Below are 6114 nucleotides of genomic sequence, written 5' to 3' on the forward strand. Positions count from 1 at the left end.
CCGCTGGACTGGGACAAGCTGCGCGTCTTCCACGCAGTGGCCGAGGCCGGCTCCTTCACCCATGCGGGGGAGACGCTGAATCTCAGCCAATCCGCCGTCTCCCGGCAGATCCAGGCGCTGGAGGAGGCCCTCGCGGTGCCCCTCTTCCACCGCCATGCCCGAGGCCTGATCCTGACCGAGCCGGGCGAGACGCTGAACCGGACGGTGCGCGAGGTCTTCGCCAAGCTGGCGATGACCGAGGCGCTGCTGACCGAGAGCCGGGAGCGCCCGGCCGGCCGGCTGAAGGTGACCTGCACCACCGGATTCGGCAGCACCTGGCTCGCCCCGCGCCTCTCGCGCTTCCTGGCGCTCTACCCCGATGTCAGCGTGACGCTGCTGCTGGATGACAGCGACCTCGACCTTGCCATGCGCGAGGCGGATGTGGCGATCCGCATGCATCCGCCGCGGCAGCCGGACCTGATCCAGCGCCACCTGGCGAGCTTCGGCTGGCGGGTCTGCGGCGCGCCCTCCTACCTCAAGGGCGCCGGCGTTCCGGAGCGGGCCGAGGAGCTGGATGCCCACCGCATCATCTGCTGGGGCGAGCATCGGCCGCCGATCGACGAGGTGAATTGGCTGGCCGAGGCGGGGCGCCGCCCCGGCTCCGCCCGCCGCGCCGCGGTCGAGGTGAACAGCCTCACCGGCATGCTGCGGGCGGTGCAGAGCGGCCTCGGCCTCGCTGCCATGCCCGACTACATGGGCGCCGAGCTGGACGGGCTGCTGCAGGTGCTGCCAGAGCTGAAGGCGCCGCGGCTCGACGCCTATTTCGTCTATCCGGAGGAGATGCGTCACTCGAAGCGGGTCTCCGTCTTCCGCGACTTCCTCGTTGCGGAGTTGGCTGCCCACTGACCCATGCAAAGGCCGCATGGGTGCCGGCCGATTTCACCAATGCTGCACAGCAGTGCCGGGCGTAGGCTGTCTGCATCCGGCGGTTGTGCCGGAGAGGGTTTCGGGGACTTTCCCTGAACTCCTTCGTCTCCCAGACGTGAAGCCTCCCTGTTTGACTTGGCCGCCGCCCCACTGGGACGGCGGCTTTCTTTTTGGCGTGGACAGCGATCGCGATCCGCTCATCAGTCGCGCTGGCGACACAAGCGCGCGTGAGGATCGCCGCAACCGGCGGCTGTGCTGGCTGCTAGGCTCCTATGCTGTTACGATCGGGTCATGGACCTCGCTTTGCGCCCGCGCCCATCTCGGCGCCTCACCGCCGGCTTCACCGCCCTCGCCCTGCTTGCCGGCTGCGCGACCAGCCAGACCGAGCGCATCGGCGCCGATGACGGTACCGATGCCTGCCGGTCGCAGCGCGTGGCGCTCGACTCGACCGGCAACTACTACGGCCAGGACATCATCCGCGGTGCGGCCATCGGCGCCGTCTCGGGTGGTGTCCTCGGTGGGCTGATCGGCGCTGCGGCAACCGGGCGCACGCGCGACATCGCCATCGGCGCCGGGGCGGGCGTGCTCGCCGGTGGCGCACTCGGCGCGGCGGGCGGCTACCTCGCCGCACGGCAGCGGCAGGCGCAGGACCAGGCGAGCCTCTCGGCCGCCATTGGCGGCGACCTCGCCAGCGAGAATGCGCAACTCGACAGGACGCAGCTCGCCTTCAACCAGCTCATCGACTGCCGCCTGATGGCGGCCGAGGCGATCAGGCAGGATGTCCGCAGCGGACGCACGCCGGCCGAGGCCGGACGGCTGCAGATGGCCGACCTGCGGACGCGGGTGCAGGGAGACATCGCCATCGCGCGGCGGATCAACCAGCAGATCGGCACGCGCGGCGCCGAATTCGACACGGCGATCGATGCCGTCGCCCCCGGCACCCGCACCGAGGTCGCCTCCCGCACGGTGGCTGCGCCGACGCCGGCCCGGCCGCGCGCACCGGTGCCGCTGCGGATCCGGCCGGAGCCGAATGCGCCGGAGGTCGGCCGGGTCGCCGCGAACGAGCCGGTGCGGGTGAAGCCGGCTCCGGGCAATTTCGCCCTGGTCGAGACCGATGGCGGGCTGCGTGGCTATGCGCCGGCCGGCAGCTTCCCGATGCGGCGCCAAGCGGCACCGGCACCGGCCCCGGCACCGGCAGTCGCCGCCGGGGATGGCAGCGTGCGGGAACTCGCCGCCTCCAACATCGCCAAGCGGGACAATTTCTCGGAAAGCGTGACCAATGCCGAGCGTGCCGCCCAGGGCGAGGGCTTCGAGCTCGCCGGCTGATGCTGCGCCGCGCGCTGCTGATCGCGGGCCTGCTCCTCGGTGCCGCGGCGGCCGCCCAGGCGCCGCCGCCGGAGCCGCCGCAGCAGCCCTTCCTCCGCATCGAGGCCGGCGCGCATACCGCGCCGGTCGCGCGCCTGGCCGTGGATGCGGCGGGGCAGATGCTGGCCAGCGTCTCGGACGACAAGACATTGCGGCTCTGGGCCCTGCCGGAGGGCAGCCAGCGCCGTGTCATCCGCCCGCCGGTCGGCACCAATGAGGATGGCGAGCTCTATGCCGTCGCGCTGAGCCCGGATGGCGCGCGGGTGGCGGCGGCGGGCTTCACCGGCCAGTCCTGGGACGGCGTCTTCTGCCTCTATCTCTATGACGCGGCGAGCGGGCGCCTGCTGGCGCGGCTTTCCGGCCTGCCGGCGCCGGTGCAGCACCTGGCCTTCTCGGCGGATGGGCTGCGGCTGGCGGCGGCGCTCGGCGGGAGGGCGGGCATCCGCGTCTTCGACGCCCGGAACGGGCAGCTGCTGTTCGAGGATGCGGGCTATGGCGGGCCGGCGCGCATGCTGGGTTTCGACCGCGAAGGGCGGCTCGCCAGCAGCGCGGCGGATGGGCATGTGCGCCTCTACGACGCAAGCGGACGCAAGCTGGCCGACCGGGTGCCGCTGGCGGGGGCACGGCCCTTCGGCCTTGCCTGGTCGCCGGATGGCGGGCTGCTCGCCATCGGCTACGAGGACCGGCTGCGGGTGGAGGTGCTGGCGGCCGGCGACCTGCGCAGCGTTATGCTGCCCGATGTCGCGGGGCTCGCCGGAGAGGGGATGCCGGCGGTCACCTGGGCCGCCGACGGCCGGGGCGGCGTGCAGCTCCATGCGGCCGGCTATGCGCGGCTGGCAGGCGGTGGCGCGGCCGGGCGGGGCATTGCCGTGCAGCGCGAGGCGGCGGCCCCCATGCCGGCGCCGCGGCGCGAATTCGTGGTGCGGCGCTGGACGGATTTCGGCCTCGGCCCTTCGACCGACATTCCCGCCGCGCGGGACGCCATCTCGCATCTGCTGGCGCTGCCGGGTGGCGGCATCGCCTATGCGGCGGCGGATCCGGGCTGGGGGCGGATCACGCCGGAGGGGCTGCTCGCCTTTCCGCCACGGCCGCCGGGTGCCGATTTCCGCGCGACGGCGGCGAGCCTCGCGGCGACCGAGGATGGCACGCGGCTGCGCGTGGCGCTGCGGCCGGGCGAGGCGCCAATCGTCTTCGACGCGCTGGACGGGCGGCTGGAGGCGGGCGGCGACGCATCCGGCTTCCTCCCGGCGCGAACGGCGAGCGCGCGGCTGCCCATCGCCGACTGGCGCAATTCCAACCGGCCGCGGCTCGGGCAGGTCCCGCTGCGGCTCGGCGAGGGCGAGTATGCACGGAGCCTCGCCATCCTGCCGCGCGAGGATGGCTTCCTGATCGGCACCGACAACCACCTGCGCCTCTTCGATGCCGCGGGGCGGCCGGTGGATGCGCTGGCGGTGCCGGGTGCCGTCTGGGGCCTTACCGTCGCCGGCGACATGGCGGTGGCCGCGCTGGGCGACGGGACGCTGCGCTGGTACCGGCTCGCGGGCGGCGCGCTGGTGGAGCAGGCGGCGCTCTTCATCCAGGCGGAGACGCGGCGCTGGGCGCTCTGGACGCCGGAGGGGCTGTTCGACCATGCCGCCAATGGCGGGCAGGAGCTGGTCGGCGTGCTGCTCAACCGCGGCCGGGCGCAGAGCACCGAATGGGCGACCTTCCAGCAGGCCTATCGCGCACTCTATGCGCCGCAGGCGGTGCATGGGCGCATCGCCGGGGACCAGGCGCCGGCGCAGCAACGGCTGGCACAGCTTGGCGAGGTGCGGTCGCGCATCGGGCGGCTGCCGGTGCTGGCGGCGGGCGCGGCCTGTGTCGTGGTCGAGGCGGATTGCCTGCCGCTGGCCTGGGATGCGCGGACCCTGCCCGAGGGGGCACGCGCGCTGCGCCTCGCGCTGCAGGCGACGGATCGCGGCCTCGGCCTCGGCCCGCTGGATGTGCTGGTGAATGACCGCATCGCCGCGCGCGCGGAGGCGAGGCCGGGCGAGACCGTGGTGGAGGTGCCGCTCGACCCCGGGCCGAACCGCATCGCCACGCGCCTCTATGCCGAGGACCGCACCCTCTTCGCCGATGGGCCGGCGCTCGCCCTGCGCCGGCCGGGCGATGCCGAGCCGCCGCCGGATGCGGGGCGGCTGATCGTGCTGGCGATCGGCGTGAACCACTATGCCAATGCCGAGCTTGATCTCCGTTTCGCGGTGCCGGATGCTGAGATGGTGGCGGGGCTGCTGCGCGCGGGCGCCGGCTCGCTCTTCCGCGAGACACGGGTGACGGTGCTGCGCGACGCGGAGGCGACGCGGCGCGGCGTGCTCGACGCCCTCGCCCGCGCTGCCGAGGAGGCTGAGCCGGGCGACACCTTCATCCTCTACATCGCCGGCCATGGCATCCGCACGGAGCCGGACAACCGCTTCCTCTTCCTGCCCGCCGATACGCGCGACACCTCCGGCTGGGCGGCGCTGCGGGCACAGGGAATCGACGACGGCACGCTGGTCGCGGCGCTGGCGCGCATCCGCGCGCGGGATGCGCTGCTGCTGCTCGACACCTGCCATGCGGGGCAGCTGACGATGGAGCAGCTCTCGGCGCTGGGGAACGAGACCGGGCGCTTCCTGCTCGCTGCCAGCGGCAGCGTGCAGGAGGCGCTCGACAGTTATGACGACCGCAACGGGGTCTTCGCCTATGCGCTGCGGGAGGGGCTGCAGGGCAAGGCGGCGATGGATGCCGAGGGGCGGGTCAGCGCGCTCGGCCTCGGCGAATGGGTGACGCGGCGCGTGCCGCAGCTCGCGCGGGAGCGGCAGCACCGGCAGGATGCGGTGTTCCGCACCGCGCAGCGCGACCTGCGTTCCTTCCCGGTGGCGCAGGTGGCGAAGTAGGCTCCTCCCATCCTTCAGGGAGTCGCCGCATGACCATGCCACCCGACCGCGAAGCGCCGGCCGAGCACCCCATCGAGGCGCTGCTGCGGCGGCGCTGGAGCCCGCGCAGCTTCACCGGCGCACCCGTGGCGCAGGCGGCGATCGACAGCCTGCTGGAGGCCGCGCGTTGGGCCGCCAGCTCCAGCAACCAGCAGCCCTGGCACCTCATCCTGGCGCGACGCGATACGGAGCCGGAGGCCTTCGCCAGGCTGCTCGGCACGCTGGCGCCGGGCAACCAGGCCTGGGCCGACAAGGCAGGCGTGCTGATGCTGGCCGTGGCGCGCATGACCAACCCGGCGAACGGCAACCCGAACCGCGATGCCTTCTACGACACCGGCGCAGCGATGGCGCAGATGGCGTTGCAGGCGGCAGCGCTCGGCCTGCAGCTCCATCAGATGGGTGGCTTCGACGCGGCGAAGGCGCGCGAGGCCTTCGGCATCCCGGAGGGATATGAGCCTGCCGCCGCTATCGCGCTCGGCCATGTCGCGCCGGCGGAGGCGCTGCCGGGCGGCATGGATGGGGCGCTTGCGGCACGCGAGGTGGCGCCGCGGCAGCGTCGGCCGATTGGCGACTGGGCCTTCTTCGGCAGCTGGCGGCAGTAAGGCGTTTCCGTCGCGACGAGGGCGCCGCCCCTTGCGGAGCGGCGCCCTCCCCTTTCGACGAGCCCTGTTCAGGTCGCCGGGGTCTCGGCCTCGGCCGGTGCAGCGGCAGGCGCCGGGGCCGGGGTCGAGGAATTCATCGCGGCGGCCTTGCGGGCGGCGCGTGTCGCAGCGCCCTTCTTCGCCGCCTCGGAGCGGGCGGAGGTCGCAGGCGCTGCCCGCTTCGCGGCCGGCTTCGCCGCGGTTTTGCGGGCGGCGGGCTTCCGCGTCGCGGCAGCGGTCGCGCGCTTCGG

General features: G+C 73.7%; 4 protein-coding genes and 1 pseudogene. 4 read left to right on the forward strand and 1 reads right to left on the reverse strand.

What is annotated here, in order from left to right:
• Positions 1-3 precede the first annotated feature (3 nt).
• The 4 genes from BLR02_RS18985 (at position 4) to BLR02_RS19000 (ending at position 5824) form a co-directional block, all read left to right on the forward strand.
• Entirely contained in the window at positions 4-885 is an 882-nt protein-coding gene (locus BLR02_RS18985) for a LysR family transcriptional regulator (protein ID WP_090569055.1), read from the forward strand.
• A gap of 312 nt (positions 886-1197) precedes the next feature.
• Positions 1198-2232: an SH3 domain-containing protein gene (locus tag BLR02_RS18990; protein WP_090568931.1), complete on the forward strand. Its 1035-nt coding sequence runs from the start codon at positions 1198-1200 to the stop codon at positions 2230-2232.
• The gene (locus BLR02_RS18995) at positions 2232-5183 is read left to right on the forward strand and encodes a caspase family protein (RefSeq protein ID WP_090664269.1); all 2952 of its coding nucleotides are present in this window, start codon (positions 2232-2234) and stop codon (positions 5181-5183) included. Before BLR02_RS18990 ends, BLR02_RS18995 begins: the two co-directional genes overlap by 1 nt.
• 29 nt (positions 5184-5212) lie before the next feature.
• Positions 5213-5824, forward strand: coding sequence for a nitroreductase family protein (locus tag BLR02_RS19000; RefSeq protein ID WP_218127994.1), 612 nt, complete (start codon positions 5213-5215; stop codon positions 5822-5824).
• 68 nt (positions 5825-5892) lie between these two features.
• On the opposite strand, the pseudogene BLR02_RS29605 reads toward BLR02_RS19000, so the two are convergent.
• Positions 5893-6114 (reverse strand): annotated as a pseudogene (locus tag BLR02_RS29605) (hypothetical protein); the annotation flags it as partial.

It is taken from the genome of Belnapia rosea (genome assembly GCF_900101615.1).
GTDB classification, from domain to species: domain Bacteria; phylum Pseudomonadota; class Alphaproteobacteria; order Acetobacterales; family Acetobacteraceae; genus Belnapia; species Belnapia rosea.